Genomic DNA, 17,798 nt, shown 5'->3' on the forward strand with positions numbered 1-17,798 from the left:
CCGCGCAGCGGCTCAGCCGACTGCGCCTTCCATTTGCAGCTCGATGAGGCGGTTGAGCTCGAGGGCGTACTCCATCGGGAGCTCCTTCGCGATCGGCTCGACGAAGCCGCGCACGATCATCGCCATCGCCTCGTCCTGCTCCATGCCACGCGACATCAGGTAGAAGAGCTGGTCGTCGGAGACCTTCGAGACGCTGGCCTCGTGCCCCATCGAGACGTCGTCCTCGCGGATGTCGACGTACGGGTAGGTGTCGGACCGGCTGATCTGGTCGACGAGCAGCGCGTCGCACAGCACGTTCGACTTGGAGCCGTGGGCGCCCTCGTTGACCTGGATCAGACCGCGGTACGACGTGCGACCGCCCCCGCGGGCCACCGACTTCGACAGGATCGACGACGAGGTGTTGGGCGCCGCGTGCACCATCTTGGCGCCGGCGTCCTGGTGCTGGCCCTCGCCGGCGAACGCGATCGAGAGCGTCTCGCCCTTGGCGTGCTCGCCCATCAGGTAAATGGCGGGGTACTTCATCGTCACCTTCGAGCCGATGTTGCCGTCGACCCACTCCATGGTCGCGCCAGCCTCGCAGGTCGCACGCTTGGTCACGAGGTTGTAGACGTTGTTGGACCAGTTCTGGATGGTCGTGTAGCGGCAACGGCCGCCCTTCTTCACGATGATCTCCACCACGGCCGAGTGCAGCGAGTCCGAGGAGTAGATCGGCGCCGTGCACCCCTCGACGTAGTGCACGTAGGCGTCCTCGTCGACGATGATCAGGGTGCGCTCGAACTGACCCATGTTCTCGGTGTTGATCCGGAAGTAGGCCTGCAGCGGGATGTCCACGTGGACGCCCTTGGGCACGTAGATGAACGATCCGCCGGACCACACCGCGGTGTTGAGGGCCGAGAACTTGTTGTCGCCGACCGGGATGACCGTGCCGAAGTACTCCTGGAAGAGCTCCGGGTGCTCCTTGAGCGCGGTGTCGGTGTCGAGGAAGAGGACGCCCTGCTCCTCGAGGTCCTCGCGGATGGAGTGGTAGACGACCTCGGACTCGTACTGGGCCGCGACACCGGAGACCAGTCGCTGCTTCTCGGCCTCGGGGATGCCGAGCTTGTCGTAGGTGTTCTTGATGTCCTCGGGCAGGTCGTCCCAGGTGGCGGCCTGCTTCTCCGAGGAGCGCACGAAGTACTTGATGTTGTCGAAGTCGATCCCGCCGAGGTCGGAGCCCCACGTGGGCATCGGCTTGCGGCCGAAGAGCTTGTGGCCCTTGAGTCGCTGGTCGAGCATCCACTGCGGCTCGGACTTCTTCTGCGAGATGTCGCGCACGACCTCCTCGGAGAGCCCGCGCTTGGCAGTGGCTCCGGCGACGTCGGAGTCGGCCCAGCCGAACTCGTAACGTCCGATGCCCTCGAGCTCGGGGTTGCGCTCGTCGATGGTCGTCATCAGCTGACCTGCTCCTTCGTAGTGGGCTGCTGCTTGGTCTGGTGGGTGGGGATGTTGGGGACGCACGTGGTGCACACGCCGTCCCCGTGGGCGATGGTCGCCAAGCGCTGCACGTGACGCCCGAGGACCCGGCCGATGGCCTCGGTCTCGGCCTCGCACAGCTGGGGGAACTCGTGAGCCACGGTGGAGACCGGGCAGTGCTGCTGGCACAGCTGGTCACCGACCGGCGACTCGCGCACCCCCGCGGCGTACCCCTCGTCGGAGAACACGCGCGCCAGGACCTGGACGGGCGCCAGGTCCGGGTGCTGGGCGGCCACCTCGTCGAAACGCTCCTCGACGAAGGCGACCCTGCGCTCGGCGAAGTGGCGTACTGCTTGCTCGCCCCCGGTCTCGGCGACGAACCGCAGCGCCTGGGCTGCGAGGTCGTCGTACTGCTTGGTGAAGCCCTCCCGGCCCGACTGGGTCAGGGCGAAGACCTTCGCCGGACGACCACGGCCACGTGCCTCGCCCGCGACCGGTCGAGCGTCGCGAGCCTCGAGCACGCTCTCGTCGATCATCTGGTCGAGGTGGCGGCGAACTGCTGCCGGGGTGAGGTCGAGGCGCTCGGCCAGGCTGGCAGCCGTCGAGGGCCCTTCGACCAGGATCGACCGAGCGACGCGCTGGCGCGTCGTGAGGTCTCCCCGGATCAATTCCACAACGTCAGTGTGCCGTTAATGAAAGTGACCATTCAAGCAAGGCGAGCCTAAGTGGTCTCGGTCACTCCCGAGGTCCCCGACGTCGTGTCAGAACTGTCAGGGCACCTGGCATGCCCCGGACTACCGCACCGAGCGCGCGGTCGCGCGTCCCGGGGCTGTCGCGCGCAGCCAGGCCAGCCCGAGGAACGGCAGGACCAAGGGCAGGAAGGCGTAGCCCTGCCCGAAGTGCGACCAGACGGTCTTGTCAGGGAACAGCTCGGTGTCGACGTAGGACAGCACGCCGACGCTGAGCACCCCCACGAGCTCGACGGCGCAGGAGACCACGGCCACCCGCCAGGCCGAGGGGCCGCCCAGCAGCAGGCAGGTGGTGGCGACGAGGTAGATCACCGCTGCCACGAGCGAGAGGGTGTAGGCGAACGGAGCGTTGCCGGCCTCGGTGCCGAGCTGGATCGCGGAGCGGCCGGTGGCGGCGACGGCGAAGACGCCGTACACGAAGACGAGCATCCGGCCCGGACCGGACGAGAGCTCACGCACCGAGACCACCGCTCCAGATGTCGGCGAGTCGGACCTCGAGCGCGAGCACGGTGAGCGCGGCGATCACCAGCACTCCGGTCCCGGAGCGAGTGCGCTCGGCCAGGGACCAGAACGCCCCGATCGGCAGCGCGAGCACGATCCCGACGAGATAGCTGACGAAGAGCACTCCCGAGACGTCCCGATCGGTCCCCGCGAGCAGGATGCAGCCGACGACGAGCTGGACCAGCAGGACCAGCTCGGCGGTCGCGAGGAGCGCGAACGTACGGTCCTGGGCGAGCTCGTCGCGGATCACGAGCACCAGGCTCCAGAGCGCGACGACGACGCCGAGGACGTAGACGGCGCCGGTGATCCAGTCGTTCACGGACATCAGCCTAGAAGGCTCGACGACCTCGCCCGAACGCAGGTGGGCGCGGCCTCCTACACTTCCCGGGTGCCCGACTCGCCTGCCGTCCTCGTCGACGGACTGGTGATGCGGTACGGCGCGAAGGTCGCCGTCGCCGGGCTCTCGCTGGCGGTGGAGCGGCACACCATCACCGCCGTCCTCGGTCCGAACGGTGCGGGCAAGACCACCACGCTGGAGACGTGCGAGGGCTACCGGGCACCGCAGCAGGGTTCTGTGCGGGTGCTCGGTCTCGACCCGATCCGCGACCGCAAGGCGCTGCTCCCCCGCATCGGCGTGATGCTGCAGAGCGGCGGCGCGTGGAGCGGCGTCCGCGCCGTCGAGATGCTGCGTCACGTCGCTCGCCTGCACGCCCACCCCCTCGACCCGACCGTCCTCGTCGACCGGCTGGGCCTCGAGGACTGCGGCCGTACGCCGTACCGCCGACTGTCGGGCGGTCAGCAGCAGCGCCTGGGGCTCGCGATGGCGCTGGTCGGGCGCCCTGAGCTCGTCTTCGTCGACGAGCCCACCGCCGGCCTGGATCCCGCCGTGCGACGCACCGTGTGGGAGCTTCTCGACGAGCTGCGCACCGACGGAGTCACGGTGGTGCTGACCACGCACTACATGGAGGAGGCCGAGCGTCTCGCCGACCGGGTGCACATCGTCGACAAGGGCGTCCTCGTCGCGTCCGGGACCCCGTTGGAGCTCACCCGCGGAGGGCCGCGAGCGACCATCCGCCTGGTGGTCACCGAGCCGTTCCCACCCACGGCCCCCGAGTCCCTTCGGCTCGCCCTCGGCGACGGCACCCAGGTCACCCAGCTCGACGCGGTGTCCCTGCTCGTGACCGGCCCCGCCGACCCCTCGACGCTGGCCACGGTGTCGCGCTGGTGCGAGGACAACTCCGTCCTACCTGAGTCCCTGACCCTGGGTCAGCGCAATCTCGAGGACGTGTTCCTCGAGCTCACCGGAGGCTCGTCCTCCACCGTCGAGGGGGTCGTCGAATGACAGCGGGCACGTTCTCCCCCGCACCGGGCGCCGCGCCCTTCCTGCGTCAGGTCACCACGCAGGCCTCGATGGAGGCTCGGCTGATGCTGCGCAACGGCGAGCAGCTCCTGCTGGCCGTCGTCATCCCGGTGATCGTCCTGATCGGCGGGGTGCGCGGGGCGGACCGGGTGAACCTCTCCTACGGCGTCGACACGTTCACGCCCGGGGTCCTGGCCCTGGCCGTGATGTCGACGTCCTTCACGTCCTTGGCCATCGCCACCGGCTTCGAGCGCCGGTACGGCGTGATCAAGCGTCTCGGCACCTCGCCGCTGTCGCGGACCGGACTGCTGCTCGGCAAGGTCCTCGCCCTGCTTCTCGTCGAGGTGCTGCAGGTCGCGGTGATCTCGGCCGTGGGGTTCGCCCTGGGCTGGGAGCCGCACGCCGACGTGCTCGGCCTGCTGCTCGCCGTCGTCCTCGGCACCGCGGCCTTCGCGTCCCTCGGTCTCCTGGTGGCCGGGTCCCTGCGGGCCGAGGCCACCCTGGCCGCGGCGAACCTCATCTACCTGCTCCTGCTCGCCGGTGGCGCCGTGGTGCTGCCGGTCTCGGCCTACGGCTCCTTCGGGGACGTCGTGAGCTACCTGCCCTCCGGGGCGCTCGGTGAGGCGATGCGCGCTGCCCTGTCGGACGCGGCCATCGCCGGCCGGGACCTGCTGGTCCTCGCTGCGTGGGCCGTCATCGGTGCCGCCGCGACCGCAAGGACCTTCACGTGGGAATGAGTCATGTCACCGCCCGGCTCAGCCTGGCGCCGTACGTGCGTCACCTCGGCTGGGCCAGCCTGGCCGCCAACATCGGTATCGTCGTCACCGGCGGCGCCGTGCGCCTGACCGGTTCGGGGCTCGGCTGTCCCACGTGGCCGCGCTGCACCGAGGAGAGCTTCCGCCCTCGCGGGGAGCTGGACTTCCACACCGCCATCGAGTTCGGCAACCGGATGCTGACCTTCGTACTCACTGCCGTGGCGGTCGCGACGTTCGTGGCGGCCGTGCAGAGCGGACGACGCGAGCTGCGCCGCCTGGCGCTGGTGCTGGCGCTGGGGGTGCCGGCACAGGCGCTCATCGGTGGTGTCACGGTGCTGACCGACCTCAACCCGTGGGTCGTCTCGCTGCACCTGCTCCTGTCGATGGCGATGGTCGGTGTCGCGGTGCTCTACCTGCGTCGCCTCGACCACCCGGACGCCACGTGGCACCGGGGTCCGGTTCCGGGTCTGGCGTGGGCCCTCTTCGCCGCCGCCTGGCTGGTGCTGGTGCTGGGCACCATCGTGACCGGGGCAGGTCCACACGCGGGCGACGCCGAGACGCCTCGCAACGGGCTGGACACCCTCGAGACCAGTCAGCTGCACGCCGACGCCGTCTTCCTGTTCGTCGGGCTGACCATCGGCATGCTCTTCCTCGTGGCCGCCACCCGCGGTCGTGGTCCGGCGCTGCGGGCAGCCCTGGTGCTGCTCGGCGTCGAGCTGTCGCAGAGCACCATCGGCTTCGTGCAGTACTTCACCGACCTGCCCGAGGTCCTCGTGGGCTTCCACATGCTCGGCGCCGGTCTGATCTCGGCCAGCGTCACGTGGCTGGTGCTCGAGGTGGTGCTGACCGACGACCGGACAGCGGTCGACGTACCCCCCACCCCGACCTTCTCAGGGAACTCCTGACGTTCTCAGGGGGAATTCTCCCTGGGAACGTCAGGAATCCCCGGGTACCCGGGGATTCCTGACCAAGGCCCCCCGCCTCAGCGGAAGAGCAACGGGTCCAGCGCGACCGCGACGAACAGCAGCGAGAGGTACAGGTTGCTGTGGTGGAAGAGCCGCATCGGCTGGATGACGCTGAGGTCCTCGGTGCCGCGGGCCCGCGACCACATCTTGTGAGCCTCGAGCAGGAAGACCGCGCCGAGCACCCCGGCGGCGACCGGGTAGACGGGCCCGGTGCCGGCAACCGGCCAGAGCAGCAGCGAAGTGGCGACCATCACCCAGGCGTACAGCACGATCTGCCGGCCGACCTCGCGGGCGTTCTTGACGACCGGCAGCATCGGGACGTCGACGTTGGCGTAGTCCTCGCGGTACCGCAGGGCCAGGGCCCAGGTGTGCGGCGGGGTCCAGAAGAAGACCACTGCGAAGAGCACGACGGGCACCCACGAGAGCTCGCCGGTGACCGCGGTCCAGCCGATGAGGGCCGGGAAGCAGCCGGCCAACCCTCCCCACACGATGTTCTGGGTGGTGCGGCGCTTGAGGATCATCGTGTAGCCGAAGACGTAGAACGCGTTGGCACCCAACGAGAGCCCTGCGGAGAGCGGGTTGACCCACACACCAAGCACCACCGTGGAGATCACGGCCAGCGCCGTCGCGAAGGCGAGCGCGGCCCCCGGGGTCACCATGTGGCGCGGCAGAGCCCGGCGGCGCGTACGTCGCATCTGCTCGTCGATGTCGCGGTCGTAGACGCAGTTGTAGGCCGAGGCAGACCCGGCCGAGAGCGTCCCACCGATCACGGTGGCCACGACCAGGCCGAGGGGAGGCACCCCCCGCTGGGCGAAGAACATGACGGGCACCGTGGTGAGGAGCAGCAGCTCGATGACGCGTGGCTTGGTGAGTCCGACGTACGCCGCGACGACGTCCCTGAGCCCGGCGGCGCCGTGGTGCTGCCCGGAGTCATCGGAGGCCCCTCGGCCGTCGTGCGGTCCCGACATCGCGGGGCGCGATTCGCCGACGTAGGTCACAGACGTCCTCTGCTCGGTTGCTGTGGGGCTGGGCCAGCTCAGCCTAGGTCACGACGCATGTCCACACCCGCTGAGGCGGTGTGAGTCTATCCCGGTACGTGAGTAGGCTCGTTATCGCCCGAGGACGACGCCCCAGCACCACACCGAAGACACCTCTAGCCACCCCGAGGCTCCATGACGGAGCCGTGAAGGAGCACTGTGAGCACCCCCACCTCCCTGGACTGGACCGAGCTGGACGACCGAGCGGTCGACACCGCGCGAGTCCTCGCGATGGACGCCGTGCAGAAGGTGGGCAACGGGCATCCCGGCACCGCCATGAGCCTGGCGCCGGCGGCCTACCTGCTCTTCCAGAAGGTCATGCGCCACAACCCAGCTGACCCGCACTGGCCCGGCCGCGACCGGTTCGTGCTGTCGTGCGGTCACTCCTCCCTCACGCTCTACATCCAGCTCTACCTCGGCGGCTGGGGCCTGGAGCTGGAAGACCTCAAGGCGCTGCGCACCTGGGGCTCCAAGACGCCGGGGCACCCGGAGTACGGCCACACCGCCGGCGTCGAGACGACGACCGGGCCCCTGGGCCAGGGGATCGGCAACGCCGTGGGCATGGCGATGGCCGCGCGCCGCGAGCGCGGGATGCTCGACCCGAACGCCGCCGAGGGCGACTCCCCGTTCGACCACCGGATCTACGCGATCGCCAGTGACGGCGACATCGAGGAGGGCGTCAGCTCCGAGGCCTCGTCGATCGCGGGCACCCAGCAGCTGGGCAACCTCACTCTGATCTACGACGACAACCGGATCTCCATCGAGGACAACACCGACATCGCGCTGAGCGAGGACGTCGCGGCCCGCTACGAGGCCTACGGCTGGCACGTGCAGGTCGTGGACTGGACCGGCGGCGGCGGGCAGTACGCCGAGGACGTGCCGGCCCTGCACGAGGCCCTGACGAAGGCGGAGGCGGTCACCGACCAGCCCAGCCTGATCGTCCTGCGCACCATCATCGCCTGGCCCGCGCCCAACGCCCAGAACACCGGCGAGGCGCACGGGTCGGCCCTCGGCGCCGACGAGGTCGCGGCCACCAAGGAGATCTTGGGCTTCGACCCGGGGCTCACCTTCGAGGTCGACCCCCGCGTGCTCGAGCACACCCGTGGGGCCGTCGCCCGGGGCAAGACGCTCCAGTCGGAGTGGGACGGCGACTTCAAGCACTGGACCACCAAGCCGTCCGCCGAGGTGGAGCTGTTCGAGCGGATGCAGACCCGCACCCTGCCGACCGGCTGGGACGCCGACCTCCCCGTCTTCGAGGCCGACGTCAAGGGAGTCGCCACCCGCAAGGCCTCCGGACAGGTGATCAACGCGATCGCCGGTCACCTCCCCGAGCTGTGGGGCGGCTCGGCCGACCTGGCCGGATCCAACAACACGACCATCGAGGACGCCCCCTCGTTCATCCCCAAGGTTCGCTCGACCGGCAAGTGGACCGGCGACCCGCACGCCGGTCGGGTGCTGCACTTCGGCATCCGCGAGCACGGCATGGGCGCGATCCTCAACGGGATCGCCGTCCACGGCGGCACCCGCGTCTTCGGCGGCACCTTCCTCACCTTCTCCGACTACATGCGCCCGTCGGTCCGTCTGGCGGCCCTCATGCAGCTGCCCGTCACCTACGTGTGGACGCACGACTCGATCGGGCTCGGTGAGGACGGACCGACGCACCAGCCGATCGAGCACCTGGCGGCGCTGCGGGCCATCCCGGGCCTGGACGTCGTACGGCCTGCCGACGCCAACGAGACGGCGGCCGTGTGGAAGACCGTGCTCGAGCACAGCGACCGACCGGCCGGGCTGATCCTCACCCGGCAGAACGTCCCGACATTCCCGCGGGGGGCCGAGGGCTACAGCGACACCTCCAACGTTCACCGCGGTGGCTACGTGCTCCTGGACACCGAGGGCGTTCCCGACGTGGTCCTGGTCGGGACGGGCTCCGAGGTGCAGCTCGCCGTCGAGGCGCGCGACCTGCTCGCCGCCGACGGGATCGCCGCCCGGGTCGTGTCGATGCCGTGTCGTGAGTGGTTCGACGAGCAGGAGGCCTCCTACCGCGAGACGGTCATCCCCCCCACCGTCAAGGCGCGGGTCTCCGTCGAGGCGGGCATCGCTCAGGGATGGCGCGAGATCGTCGGCGACCACGGCCGGATCGTGTCCATCGAGCACTACGGCGCCTCGGCCGACTACGCACGCATCTACACCGAGTTCGGCATCACCGCTCAGGCTGTCGCCGATGCCGCCCGGGACAGCGTGGGCGTCGCCAGCGACTGATCAGCACCGTCCGTCGGGGTCGCGCCGCGTGACTCCCCCCGCTCGACCACAGGAGGAACCCATGACTGACCGACTCAAGGCGCTCGCCGACGCAGGCGTCTCCATCTGGCTCGACGACCTCTCCCGTGAACGCATCGAGACCGGCAACCTCGCCGACCTCGTGAAGGACAGCTCGGTCGTCGGCGTCACCACCAACCCGACCATCTTCGCCGGCGCCATCGCCGACGGTGAGCGGTACGACGAGCAGGTCCGCGGCCTGGTCGCCGCGGGCAAGGGCGTCGACGAGGTGATCTTCGAGCTCACCACCGAGGACGTCCGCAACGCCTGCGACGTGCTCGCGCCGGTGGCCGAGTCCACCTCGGACGACGGTCGGGTCTCGATCGAGGTGGAGCCGTCGCTGGCCAGCGACACCGAAGGCACCATCGCCTCCGCCCAGGCCCTCTGGGCAGCTGTCGACCGCCCCAACGCCCTGATCAAGATCCCGGCGACTCAGGAGGGCCTGCCGGCCATCACGGCCGTCGTCGCCCAGGGCATCAGCGTCAACGTCACCCTGATCTTCTCCCTCGAGCGCTACCGCGCGGTCATGGACGCCTACCAGGCGGGGCTCGAGCAGGCGCGCGACGCCGGCCTCGACCTGTCGCGGATCCGCTCGGTGGCCTCGTTCTTCGTCTCGCGGGTGGACTCCGAGGTCGACAAGCGGCTCGAGGCCATCGCGAAGGAGAAGGGCGACGACGAGGCGCTGGCGCTGCGTGGCAAGGCTGCCGTGGCGAACGCCCGCTTGGCCTACGCCGCCTTCGTCGAGGTCACCGCCGCGGACCGGTGGCAGGGACTGGCCGCGGCCGGCGCCAACGCTCAGCGCCCGTTGTGGGCCTCCACGGGAGTCAAGAACCCGGACTACCCCGACACGCTCTACGTCACCGACCTCGTGGTCGCGGGCACGGTCAACACGATGCCCGAGAAGACCATGCAGGCCTTCGCCGACCATGGAGAAGTGGAGGGCGACACGGTCTCAGGTCGGGGCAGCGCGGCCCGCTCCGTGCTCGACCAGATCGCCGCAGCCGGCGTCGACTGGTCCGAGGTGATGCTGGCGCTGGAGGAGGAGGGCGTGCAGAAGTTCGTGGCCTCCTGGGACGAGCTCGTCGAGACCGTCCAGGGTCAGATGGACAAGCAGGCCTGATGACCCCGGGACCCGTCGACCCGACGGCGTCCGGCTCCTGGGCCCGGCTCGAGGAGCTCGCCGACGGGTTCGAGCCTGATCTGCGGGCGTGGTTCGCAGACGACCCCGACCGTGCCGAGCGGCTCAGCTTCGCGGCCGGTGACCTCCACGTCGACCTGTCCAAGGGGCTGGTCGACGGCGAGGTGCTGGTGACCTTGCTCAGCCTCGCGGAGGAGGTCGGGCTCGCCGGACGGCGTGACGCGATGTTCGCCGGCGAGCACATCAACGTCACCGAGGACCGAGCGGTCCTCCACACGGCGTTGCGGCTTCCTCAGGGCGCCGACGTGCACGTGGACGGCCAGGACGTCGTCGCCGACGTCCACGAGACGCTGGCGAAGGTCTACGGCTTTGCCGAGCGCGTGCGCTCGGGCGACTGGGTCGGCGTCACCGGCGAGCGGATCCGCACCGTGGTCAACATCGGGATCGGCGGCTCCGACCTCGGCCCGGTGATGGCCTACGAGGCCCTCGAGCCGTACCGCCAGGAAGGCCTGGAGTGCCGCTTCCTCAGCAACATCGACCCGACGGACGCGGCCACGACGCTGGCGGGCCTGGATCCGGCGACGACGCTGTTCATCGTCGCGAGCAAGACCTTCAGCACCCTGGAGACCCTCACCAACGCGCGGATGTGTCGTGCGTGGCTGCTGGACGGGCTGCGCGACCAGGGTGACCTCGAGGACGACGAGGCTGCCTCCCAGGCGGTGGCCCGACACTTCGTGGCCGTCTCCACCGCCTTGGACAAGGTCGCCGACTTCGGCATCGACCCCGACAACGCCTTCGGCTTCTGGGACTGGGTCGGTGGACGCTACTCCCTCGACTCGGCGATCGGCACCGCACTTGTCGTCGCGATCGGGCCCGACCGGTTCGCCGAGTTCCTGGCCGGCATGCACGCGATGGACGAGCACTTCCGCACCGCCGAGCCCGCCCGCAACGTCCCGCTCCTGATGGGGCTGCTCAACGTCTGGTACACCAACTTCCTCGGGGCCCAGACCCACGCCGTGCTGCCCTACACCCAGCTGCTGCACCGCTTCCCGGCCTACCTCCAGCAGCTCACCATGGAGTCGAACGGCAAGAGCGTCCGGTGGGACGGCTCTCCGGTCACCTGCGACACCGGCGAGATCTTCTGGGGCGAGCCCGGCACCAACGGGCAGCACGCGTTCTACCAGCTCATCCACCAGGGGACGCGCCTCATCCCGGCCGACTTCATCGCCGTCGCCAATCCGGCCTACCCGCTCCAGGACGGTGACGTCGACGTCCACGAGCTCTTCCTGGCCAACTTCTTCGCCCAGACCCAGGCCTTGGCGTTCGGCAGGACTGAGGACGAGGTGCGCGCCGAGGGCACCGCCGAGGGGGTCGTGTCGGCGCGGGTCTTCGAGGGCAACAGGCCGACCACGTCGATCATGGCCCCCGAGCTCAGCCCGTCGGTGCTGGGTCAGCTGATCGCGCTGTACGAGCACATCACCTTCACGCAGGGCGTCGTGTGGGGCATCGACAGCTTCGACCAGTGGGGCGTCGAGCTGGGCAAGGCTCTCGCCCAGCAGATCAGTCCCGCAGTCGCCGGTGACGACGAGGTCGCGGCGCGCCAGGACCCCTCGACCCAGGCGTTGGTGGCCTACTACCGCAGCCACCGCCGCTGACCCGTCGACATCTCGAAGACCGACCGCCCGCGCCTCGGAAGACTCTGGAAGAATGGTGAGCGATGAGCGAATCACGGATCGAAGTCCACCCGGATGCCTCCACCCTGGCCACGGCCGTGGCCGGCGAGCTGATCGCTCGCCTGGAAGCGGCGCAGGCCTCCGGGCACGTCCCTCAGATCGGCCTGACGGGCGGCACTATCGCCGAGGCCGTGCACCGCGAGGTCGCCCGCCTCTCCCCCAGCAGTGACGTCGACTGGAGCCGGGTGGTGGTGTGGTTCGGCGACGAGCGCTTCGTCGCGCCCGAATCACCTGACCGCAACGCCGGTCAGGCCCGGCGCGCGTTCCTCGACGAGGTCGGAGCCATCGAGGTGCACGAGATGGCCTCGACCCGCGACGCCGTCGACGTGGCGGCCGGCGCGACGGCGTACGGCGTCACGATGCGCGAGCACGGCGCCGGACAGTTCGACGTGCTGATGCTCGGCATCGGTCCCGATGGTCACGTCGCCTCGCTCTTCCCCGGCCACGACGCCCTCGCCGTCGACGACCGCGTGGCCGTCGGGGTGCTCGACTCCCCCAAGCCGCCTCCCGAGCGGATCAGCCTGACCTTCGCGGCCCTGAACCGCGCAGAGTCGGTGTGGTTCCTCGCCAGCGGAGACGGCAAGTCCGGGGCCGTGGCCGCCGCCCTCGCCACCGAGGGCACGGTGAACGCCACCCCCGCTCGCGGTGTCGCCGGGCGTGACGAGACCATCTGGTTCCTCGATCACGATGCGGCTGCACGTCTCTGACGCTCGCTCCGAGCGGGTCCGTGTGGTGGCGGTGGGGCGGGACGCCCCACGCACCGCCACACCCACCGGAAGCCTGGTCCCGCAGGTGGCAGCCCGCGGGAATCCGGGTCAGAAGATGATGTCGCCCGACTTGCGCCGCGAGCGCAGCAACGCGATGGCCTCGTCGAGGATGACCTCGGCCTCCTTGTCGGAGCGGCGCTCCTTCACGTAGGCCAGGTGCGTCTTGTACGGCTCGATCTTGGGAGCCGGGGGTGGGTTGTCGGAGTCGACCGAGGCGGGCAGGCCGCACTTCGGGCAGTCCCACGTGTCGGGCACCGCGGCCTCGACCGAGAAGGTGATGACCGAGCGGTGCTCGTGGGAGCAGAAGTAGGTCACCGCCTGACGAGGAGCCGCCTCGCCGCGCTCCGCCTCGCCCATCGGTCCGGCGCCGACGCGGCTACCTCGAATTGCGTTTCCTCCACCAGCCATGGCGGTGTCTCCTCAGGTGTTCTGGGTTGCAGTCGTGGGGATGGCGACGAAGGACTCAGTAGGCCTTCAGCAGTCCAAGCGCGATCACGACGGCGAACCAGATGACACCGACGCCGATCGTGAAGCGGTCCAGGTTGCGCTCGGCGACCGAGGATCCGCCCAGCGAGCTGGACACACCACCGCCGAACATGTCGGACAGCCCGCCCCCGCGACCCTTGTGCAAAAGCACGAGCAGGATCATGACGAGGCTGGCTGTGATGAGCAGAATGGTGAAGAGGAGTTCCACGGTCGAGAATCCTACGTCAGTAGTGGGTGAGTCAGAGGATCGGCATGTCGTAGAAGCGGCAGATCCCGCCGAACTCGTCCGCCTGGAGGCTCGCACCGCCGACGAGAGCGCCGTCGACGTCGTCCTTGGCCATGATGCCGGCGACGTTGGCGGCCTTCACCGACCCGCCGTACAGGACGCGTACGCCGTCGGCGGCCGCGTCGCCGTACACCTCACGGATCCGGGCACGGATGGCGCCGCAGACCTCCTGGGCGTCCTCCGGGGTGGCCACCTCCCCGGTGCCGATCGCCCAGACGGGCTCGTAGGCGATGACCAGGCCGGCGACCTGCTCCGCGCTGAACCCGGCCAGCGAACCCTCCACCTGAGCCAGCGCGTATGCGACGTGCGTGCCCTCCTTGCGGATCTCCAGACCCTCACCGACACACACGATCGGGGTCATCGAGGCGGCCAGCGCCTTGTGTGCCTTGGCGTTGACCACCTCGTCGGTCTCAGCGTGCATCTCGCGACGCTCCGAGTGTCCGACGACTACGTAGGAGCAGCCGAGCTTGGCGAGCATGGAGGCTGAGATCTCGCCGGTGAAGGCACCGGAGTCCTGAGTGGAGACGTCCTGAGCGCCGTACTTGAGCGACAGCCTGTCCCCGTCGACCATCGTCTGCACGGACCGCAGGTCCGTGAACGGCGGTACGACGACCACCTCGACCTTGCCGTAGTCGTGACGCTTGTCGGACAGCGTCCAGGAGAGCTTCTGCACCAGCAGCGCCGCCTCCTGGTGGTTGAGGTTCATCTTCCAGTTGCCCGCCATCAGCGGGATGCGCTTGGGGGTTGCCGTCGCCATGCCTCAGCCCTCCAGGACCGTGATGCCGGGCAGATCCTTGCCCTCGAGGTACTCCAGGCTGGCCCCGCCACCCGTGGAGATGTGACCGAACGCCGACTCGTCGAACCCGAGCGCTCGTACGGCGGCTGCGGAGTCGCCGCCGCCGACGACGGAGAGCCCGTCGATGCCGACCAGTGCCGTGGCGACCGCGCGGGTGCCGTCGGAGAACTCCGGCACCTCGAAGACGCCCATGGGGCCGTTCCAGAAGACGGTCCTGGCGTCCGCCAGGGCGGCCGCGAAGTCGGCACCGGAGGCGGGGCCGATGTCGAGGCCGAGGCAGTCGCCCGGGATGGCGTCGGCGGGGACGACCCGGGGCTGAGGCGTGGCGTCGTCGCTCGGGAAGGCGGTGTCCACCACGATGTCGCCGGGCAGCAGGATCTGGACACCCGACTCCTCCGCGCGCGCCAGATAGGCACGACACGTCTCCAGCTGGTCCTCCTCGAGCAGGCTCTTGCCCACCTCGTGGCCCAGCGCCTTGAGGAAGGTGAAGACCATGCCGCCGCCGATGAGCAGCTTGTCGGCCTTGTCGAGCAGGTTGTCGATGACCCCGAGTTTGTCGGAGACCTTCGACCCGCCGAGGACCACGACGTAGGGACGAGCCGGCTCCACGGTGAGACGACGCAGGACGTCGATCTCGGTCGCGACGAGCCCCCCCATGGCGTGCGGGAGGCGCTGCGCCACGTCGTACACACTGGCCTGCTTGCGGTGCACGACGCCGAAGCCGTCGGAGACGAAGAGGTCGCCTAAGGCAGCGAGCTGGTCTGCGAAGGCACCGCGCTCCGCGTCGTCCTTGCTGGTCTCACCGGCGTTGAAGCGCACGTTCTCGAGCAGGGCGACCTGGCCGTCCTCGAGACCTCCCACGGTGGCCTGCGCCGACTCGCCGACCGTGTCGGTGGCGAAGGCGACCGAGGCCCCGAGCAGCTCCCCGAGGCGCGTGGCCACGGGGGCAAGGGAGTAGCGGTCCTCGGGCGCGCCCTGGGGGCGTCCGAGGTGTGCGGTCACCACCACCCGTGCGCCGGCCTCGGCCAGGGCACGGATGGTCGGGACGCTGGCGCGGATCCGGCCGTCGTCGGTGATCGTGGCGCCGTCGAGCGGGACGTTCAGGTCCGAGCGCACCAGGACCCGTTTGCCGGCGACGTCGCCGAGCGTGGAGTACTCCGACACGTCAGAGGGTCTCGCCGACGTAGGAGATCAGGTCCGCGAGGCGGTTGGAGTAGCCCCACTCGTTGTCGTACCAGCCGACGACCTTGACCTGGTTGCCGATGACCTTGGTCAGCGGCGCGTCGAAGATGCACGAGGCAGGGTCGGTGACGATGTCGCTGGAGACGATCGGCGCGGTCGAGTAGCGCAGGAAGCGGCCGTCGGCAGCCTTCTCGACGGCGGCGTTGACCTCCTCGACGGTGGTCTCGCGGCCGGCCTCGAACGTCAGGTCGGTGGCCGAGCCGGTCGGGGTCGGCACGCGCAGTGCGTAGCCGTCGAGCTTGCCCTTGAGCTCGGGCAGGACCAGACCGATGGCCTTCGCCGCACCGGTCGAGGTCGGCACGATGTTGATGGCGGCCGCGCGAGCACGGCGGAGGTCCTTGTGGATGTTGTCCTGGAGGTTCTGGTCGGCGGTGTAGGCGTGGATCGTCGTCATCAGGCCCTGCTTGATGCCGAACTCCTCGTGCAGCGCCTTCGCCATCGGGCCGAGGCAGTTGGTCGTGCACGACGCGTTGGAGATGACCGTGTGCTGGGCCGGGTCGTAGTCGGTGTGGTTGACACCCATCACGACGGTGATGTCCTCGTTGGAGGCCGGCGCGGAGATGATGACCTTCTTGGCCCCCGCGTCCACGTGGGCCTTGGCCTTGGTCGCGTCGGTGAAGAACCCGGTGGACTCGACGACCACGTCGACCCCGAGCTCGCCCCAGGCGAGGTTGCCGGGCTCGCGCTCGGCGGAGACCTTGATCACCGAGTCGCCGACCTGGATCGAGTCACCGGTCGCGGAGACGTCGGCGTCGAGGCGACCCAGGATCGAGTCGTACTTGAGCAGGTGGGCCAGGACGGCGTTGTCGGTGAGGTCGTTGACCCCGACGATCTCGATGTCCAGCCCCTCGGACTGCTGCAGGGCGCGGACGGCGCGGAAGAAGTTGCGGCCGATCCGGCCGAAGCCGTTGATGCCTACGCGAACGGTCATGACGAGGTTGCTCCTTGTCTCGGTGGTGGGCGTTCAGTCGCCCGCCTTGACGGGAATGCAGGCGTTCAGTCGCCCGCGCGGTCACCCTACAAGTGAGACGGTGTCCTGGCGGGAGCAGTCCGGACTACGTGCGGGTAACGGTGCGTGACGCGTTCGACGTACGGCGTCGTGGTGGCGGGAGGGCCTTGAGGTCACTGCGTCTCGACCCGCCTTGCGCGGCTTCGCAAGCTCAGCCGCGGGCTCGCTCAACGTTCGCCCACGACCGGCCCGTGCTCCTTCGTCGCACGGTCCCTGCGGACTCACTCGTCCTCGAGCATGTCCGCGGTGATCGAGGCCTCGGTGTCGGGGATCCCGAGGTCGGCGGCGCGCTTGTCGGCCATCGCGAGCAGGCGGCGGATCCGCCCCGCGATGGCGTCCTTGGTGAGGACCGGGTCGTGCAGCTGGCCGAGCTCCTCGAGAGAGGCCTGCTTGTGCTCGAGGCGCAGGGTGCCTGCCATCCGCAGGTGGTCGGGCACCTCGTCGCCGAGGATCTCCATCGCCCGGTCGACGCGGGCGCCGGCGGCAACGGCCGCGCGCGCGGAGCGACGCAGGTTGGCATCGTCGAAGTTGGCCAGGCGGTTGGCCGTGGCGCGCACCTCGCGCCGCATCCGGCGCTCCTCCCAGGCCATCAGGGTCTCGTGAGCGCCCAACCGGGTGAGCAGCTGGCCGATGGCATCGCCGTCACGGATGACGACGCGGTCGACTCCCCGGACCTCCCGGGCCTTGGCCTGGATGCCGAGTCGACGCGCGACACCGACGAGGGCGAGCGCGGCCTCGGGTCCCGGACAGGTGACCTCGAGGGAGGACGACCGTCCGGGCTCGGTCAGCGACCCGTGTGCCAGGAAGGCCCCTCGCCACGAGGCCACCGCGTCGCAGCCGCCGCCGGACACGACGGCCGGCGGCAGGCCGCGGACCGGACGACCACGCTGGTCCAGGAGACCGGTCTGGCGGGCAAGGGACTCGCCGTCCTTCACCACGCGCACGATGTAGCGGCTGCCCTTGCGCAGACCGTTGCCCTGGACCATCACGACGTCGGAGCGGTGTCCGAAGACCTCGTCGATGTCCTTGCGCAGTCGGCGAGCAGCGGCGCCGGTGTCGAGCTCGGCCTCCACCACGATCTTGCCGCTCACGATGTGCAGGCCGCCGGCGAAGCGGAGCGTCGTGGACACCTCTGCCTTGCGACAACAGGTCTTGGTGATCTGGGTGTTGGCGAGCTCCGCCTTCACCTGAGCCGTCATCGCCATG

General features: G+C 69.7%; 18 protein-coding genes. 7 read left to right on the top strand and 11 right to left on the bottom strand.

Annotated elements, in window-relative coordinates; all coding sequences use genetic code 11:
- Positions 1 to 12 precede the first annotated feature (12 nt).
- From sufB to Q1K33_RS06020, 4 genes are all read right to left on the bottom strand, one after another.
- The gene (gene sufB, locus Q1K33_RS06005; protein ID WP_300401703.1) at positions 13 to 1,431 is read right to left on the bottom strand and encodes a Fe-S cluster assembly protein SufB; all 1,419 of its coding nucleotides are present in this window, start codon (positions 1,429 to 1,431) and stop codon (positions 13 to 15) included.
- On the bottom strand, positions 1,431 to 2,126 hold the full coding sequence (locus Q1K33_RS06010) for a transcriptional regulator (protein ID WP_300401705.1): 696 nt from the start codon (positions 2,124 to 2,126) through the stop codon (positions 1,431 to 1,433). The genes sufB and Q1K33_RS06010 overlap by 1 nt, the downstream gene beginning before the upstream one ends.
- 120 nt (positions 2,127 to 2,246) lie before the next feature.
- Complete coding sequence (locus tag Q1K33_RS06015) at positions 2,247 to 2,660, bottom strand: hypothetical protein (RefSeq protein WP_300401707.1); 414 nt, start codon at positions 2,658 to 2,660, stop codon at positions 2,247 to 2,249.
- Positions 2,653 to 3,021: a hypothetical protein gene (locus tag Q1K33_RS06020; RefSeq protein WP_300401709.1), complete on the bottom strand. Its 369-nt coding sequence runs from the start codon at positions 3,019 to 3,021 to the stop codon at positions 2,653 to 2,655. The genes Q1K33_RS06015 and Q1K33_RS06020 overlap by 8 nt, the downstream gene beginning before the upstream one ends.
- Before the next feature lie 69 nt (positions 3,022 to 3,090).
- Here Q1K33_RS06020 and Q1K33_RS06025 point away from each other — a divergent pair, with 69 nt between their 5' ends.
- From Q1K33_RS06025 to Q1K33_RS06035, 3 genes are read left to right on the top strand one after another with little or no spacing between them, the layout of a single operon-like run.
- Complete coding sequence (locus Q1K33_RS06025; protein WP_363319641.1) at positions 3,091 to 4,044, top strand: ABC transporter ATP-binding protein; 954 nt, start codon at positions 3,091 to 3,093, stop codon at positions 4,042 to 4,044.
- Positions 4,041 to 4,799: an ABC transporter permease gene (locus Q1K33_RS06030; RefSeq protein ID WP_300401712.1), complete on the top strand. Its 759-nt coding sequence runs from the start codon at positions 4,041 to 4,043 to the stop codon at positions 4,797 to 4,799. Before Q1K33_RS06025 ends, Q1K33_RS06030 begins: the two co-directional genes overlap by 4 nt.
- Entirely contained in the window at positions 4,796 to 5,722 is a 927-nt protein-coding gene (locus tag Q1K33_RS06035; protein WP_300401715.1) for a COX15/CtaA family protein, read from the top strand. Before Q1K33_RS06030 ends, Q1K33_RS06035 begins: the two co-directional genes overlap by 4 nt.
- A gap of 77 nt (positions 5,723 to 5,799) precedes the next feature.
- Here the strand turns inward: Q1K33_RS06035 and Q1K33_RS06040 are convergent, their stop codons facing one another.
- Positions 5,800 to 6,780 carry a heme o synthase gene (locus tag Q1K33_RS06040; protein ID WP_300401718.1) on the bottom strand — a complete coding sequence of 327 codons (981 nt, stop codon included), beginning with the start codon at positions 6,778 to 6,780 and terminating at the stop codon, positions 5,800 to 5,802.
- 198 nt (positions 6,781 to 6,978) lie between these two features.
- Here Q1K33_RS06040 and tkt point away from each other — a divergent pair, with 198 nt between their 5' ends.
- The 4 genes from tkt (at position 6,979) to pgl (ending at position 12,713) form a co-directional block, all read left to right on the top strand.
- Positions 6,979 to 9,078 (top strand): transketolase, encoded by a 2,100-nt coding sequence (gene tkt / locus Q1K33_RS06045; RefSeq protein ID WP_300401721.1) that lies wholly within the window; start codon positions 6,979 to 6,981, stop codon positions 9,076 to 9,078.
- Positions 9,079 to 9,139: 61 nt separating this feature from the next.
- Positions 9,140 to 10,255 carry a transaldolase gene (tal, locus tag Q1K33_RS06050; protein WP_300401723.1) on the top strand — a complete coding sequence of 372 codons (1,116 nt, stop codon included), beginning with the start codon at positions 9,140 to 9,142 and terminating at the stop codon, positions 10,253 to 10,255.
- Positions 10,255 to 11,928, top strand: coding sequence for a glucose-6-phosphate isomerase (pgi, locus tag Q1K33_RS06055; RefSeq protein WP_300401726.1), 1,674 nt, complete (start codon positions 10,255 to 10,257; stop codon positions 11,926 to 11,928). Before tal ends, pgi begins: the two co-directional genes overlap by 1 nt.
- 62 nt (positions 11,929 to 11,990) lie before the next feature.
- Positions 11,991 to 12,713 (top strand): 6-phosphogluconolactonase, encoded by a 723-nt coding sequence (gene pgl / locus Q1K33_RS06060; protein ID WP_300401729.1) that lies wholly within the window; start codon positions 11,991 to 11,993, stop codon positions 12,711 to 12,713.
- A gap of 108 nt (positions 12,714 to 12,821) precedes the next feature.
- Here the strand turns inward: pgl and Q1K33_RS06065 are convergent, their stop codons facing one another.
- From Q1K33_RS06065 to whiA, 6 genes are all read right to left on the bottom strand, one after another.
- Positions 12,822 to 13,181 carry an RNA polymerase-binding protein RbpA gene (locus tag Q1K33_RS06065; protein ID WP_300401732.1) on the bottom strand — a complete coding sequence of 120 codons (360 nt, stop codon included), beginning with the start codon at positions 13,179 to 13,181 and terminating at the stop codon, positions 12,822 to 12,824.
- 55 nt (positions 13,182 to 13,236) lie between these two features.
- On the bottom strand, positions 13,237 to 13,467 hold the full coding sequence (gene secG / locus Q1K33_RS06070) for a preprotein translocase subunit SecG (RefSeq protein WP_300401734.1): 231 nt from the start codon (positions 13,465 to 13,467) through the stop codon (positions 13,237 to 13,239).
- Positions 13,468 to 13,498: 31 nt separating this feature from the next.
- Positions 13,499 to 14,302: a triose-phosphate isomerase gene (tpiA, locus tag Q1K33_RS06075; protein ID WP_300401736.1), complete on the bottom strand. Its 804-nt coding sequence runs from the start codon at positions 14,300 to 14,302 to the stop codon at positions 13,499 to 13,501.
- A 3-nt stretch (positions 14,303 to 14,305) separates the two neighbouring features.
- On the bottom strand, positions 14,306 to 15,505 hold the full coding sequence (locus Q1K33_RS06080; protein ID WP_300401737.1) for a phosphoglycerate kinase: 1,200 nt from the start codon (positions 15,503 to 15,505) through the stop codon (positions 14,306 to 14,308).
- A gap of 1 nt (position 15,506) precedes the next feature.
- Positions 15,507 to 16,514 (bottom strand): type I glyceraldehyde-3-phosphate dehydrogenase, encoded by a 1,008-nt coding sequence (gene gap / locus Q1K33_RS06085; RefSeq protein ID WP_300401740.1) that lies wholly within the window; start codon positions 16,512 to 16,514, stop codon positions 15,507 to 15,509.
- Positions 16,515 to 16,813: 299 nt separating this feature from the next.
- Positions 16,814 to 17,797: a DNA-binding protein WhiA gene (gene whiA, locus Q1K33_RS06090; protein ID WP_300401742.1), complete on the bottom strand. Its 984-nt coding sequence runs from the start codon at positions 17,795 to 17,797 to the stop codon at positions 16,814 to 16,816.
- Position 17,798 lies beyond the last annotated feature (1 nt).

Source organism: Nocardioides sp., from assembly GCF_029937575.1.
Lineage (GTDB): Bacteria > Actinomycetota > Actinomycetes > Propionibacteriales > Nocardioidaceae > Nocardioides.

What these genes read in the sequence shown, in the direction of transcription:
- sufB (WP_300401703.1), bottom strand. Translation starts at nt 1,431, where the DNA reads ATGACGACCATCGACGAGCGCAACCCCGAGCTCGAGGGCATCGGACGT.
- Q1K33_RS06030 (WP_300401712.1), top strand. Translation starts at nt 4,041, where the DNA reads ATGACAGCGGGCACGTTCTCCCCCGCACCGGGCGCCGCGCCCTTCCTG.
- Q1K33_RS06035 (WP_300401715.1), top strand. Translation starts at nt 4,796, where the DNA reads ATGAGTCATGTCACCGCCCGGCTCAGCCTGGCGCCGTACGTGCGTCAC.
- tal (WP_300401723.1), top strand. Translation starts at nt 9,140, where the DNA reads ATGACTGACCGACTCAAGGCGCTCGCCGACGCAGGCGTCTCCATCTGG.
- pgi (WP_300401726.1), top strand. Translation starts at nt 10,255, where the DNA reads ATGACCCCGGGACCCGTCGACCCGACGGCGTCCGGCTCCTGGGCCCGG.
- pgl (WP_300401729.1), top strand. Translation starts at nt 11,991, where the DNA reads ATGAGCGAATCACGGATCGAAGTCCACCCGGATGCCTCCACCCTGGCC.
- Q1K33_RS06065 (WP_300401732.1), bottom strand. Translation starts at nt 13,181, where the DNA reads ATGGCTGGTGGAGGAAACGCAATTCGAGGTAGCCGCGTCGGCGCCGGA.
- tpiA (WP_300401736.1), bottom strand. Translation starts at nt 14,302, where the DNA reads ATGGCGACGGCAACCCCCAAGCGCATCCCGCTGATGGCGGGCAACTGG.
- gap (WP_300401740.1), bottom strand. Translation starts at nt 16,514, where the DNA reads ATGACCGTTCGCGTAGGCATCAACGGCTTCGGCCGGATCGGCCGCAAC.
- whiA (WP_300401742.1), bottom strand. Translation starts at nt 17,797, where the DNA reads ATGGCGATGACGGCTCAGGTGAAGGCGGAGCTCGCCAACACCCAGATC.